Origin of the sequence: Campylobacter sp. JMF_01 NE2 (assembly GCF_027737365.1) — a bacterium.
GTDB lineage: Bacteria > Campylobacterota > Campylobacteria > Campylobacterales > Campylobacteraceae > Campylobacter_B.
Genome location: NZ_JAOVTR010000017.1, coordinates 1 through 1391 on the forward strand (window position 1 = coordinate 1; position 1391 = coordinate 1391).

General features: G+C 42.0%; 2 protein-coding genes. Both read left to right on the forward strand.

The window, feature by feature from the left end; genetic code table 11:
- The coding region (gene rfaE2 / locus OFO01_RS08915) for a D-glycero-beta-D-manno-heptose 1-phosphate adenylyltransferase (protein WP_270875546.1) at positions 1-933 on the forward strand (933 nt) is incomplete at its 5' end.
- A 3-nt stretch (positions 934-936) separates the two neighbouring features.
- Positions 937-1391: SIS domain-containing protein (locus OFO01_RS08920; protein WP_270875547.1), on the forward strand; the 455-nt coding region annotated here is incomplete at its 3' end.

Consider the following 1391-nt stretch of genomic DNA (forward strand, 5'->3'; position numbering starts at 1 on the left):
AAAAATTTATGCCAAGAAATCATTGCCAAAACTACGGCTAAAAACAAAATGGTCTTAGTCGATCCAAAAGGCAAGGATTACTCAAAATACAAAGGTGCTACGCTTCTTACGCCAAATAAAAAAGAAGCAGGAATCGCGCTAGATACGGATCTAAATTCATCACAAAGCATAAATCAAGCCGTGCAAAATTTAAAAGAAAAATTCGCTCTAAAATATGGTCTTATAACGCTTAGCGAAGAAGGCATTATTTTATGCGATGAAAATTTGCAAATTCGCTCTTTTCCTGCACTTGCCAAAGAGGTTTTTGATGTAACGGGCGCCGGAGATAGCGTTTTAGCGACTTTGGGATACTGCTTGGCAAGTGGAGCAAACATAGATGAAGCCATAGAAACTGCAAATTTAGCAGCCGCGGTCGTGGTCGGCAAAGTAGGCTCGGCAGATGCTGCTTGGAGCGAAATCGAAGCCCTAAAAAGCACGAAAATCGGCTTAGAGCGAAAGATTGTCGATTTACCGACACTTTTAGGGCTTTATCTAAAAGATAAAAAAGTGGTTTTCACAAACGGTTGCTTTGATATTTTGCATGTGGGGCATATTTCGTATCTACAAAAGGCAAAAGAGCTTGGCGATATTTTGATTGTGGGGCTAAACTCAGATCGCTCAGTAAAAGCCCTAAAAGGCGATCCGCGTCCAGTAAATGAGCAAAATGATAGAGCTAAAATGTTAGCGGCATTAGAGTGCGTGGATTTTGTGGTGATTTTTGACGATGATACGCCACACGACTTAATCAAAGCCCTAAAACCTGATATTTTGGTAAAAGGTGCGGATTACACAGGCAAAAAAGTGGTTGGCAGCGAATTTGCTAAGGAAACAAAACTGATAGAATTCGTTGAAGGTAAAAGCACAACAAATTTGATAAATAAAATTAAAGGTTAAAAAATGTTTGAAAATGAATTAAAAGCACATTTAGAAGCCGCACAAAAAACGGCGAATTTAAGCGGTGCAGTCAAAAAAGCGACTGATATTATAGTAGAGTGCCTTAAAAACGGCGGGAGAGTTTTGATATGTGGCAACGGCGGAAGTGCCGCAGATAGCCAACATTTCGCAGCAGAACTAAGCGGTAGGTATAAAACCGAGCGAACTCCGTTAGCAGGAATCGCCCTTACCACCGATACTTCGGCATTAACAGCCATCGGAAATGACTATGGGTATGATGCGGTTTTTGCTAGACAATGCGGTGCAATCGGACGAACGGGCGATGTTTTGGTGGGGATTTCGACCAGCGGAAATAGCAAAAATGTGCTAAATGCCTTTGAAGTCGCCAAAAAAATCGGTATGCGAACGATAGGTTTTAGCGGCAAAGGCGGCGGCGCGATGAACGAAGCGTGTGAGCT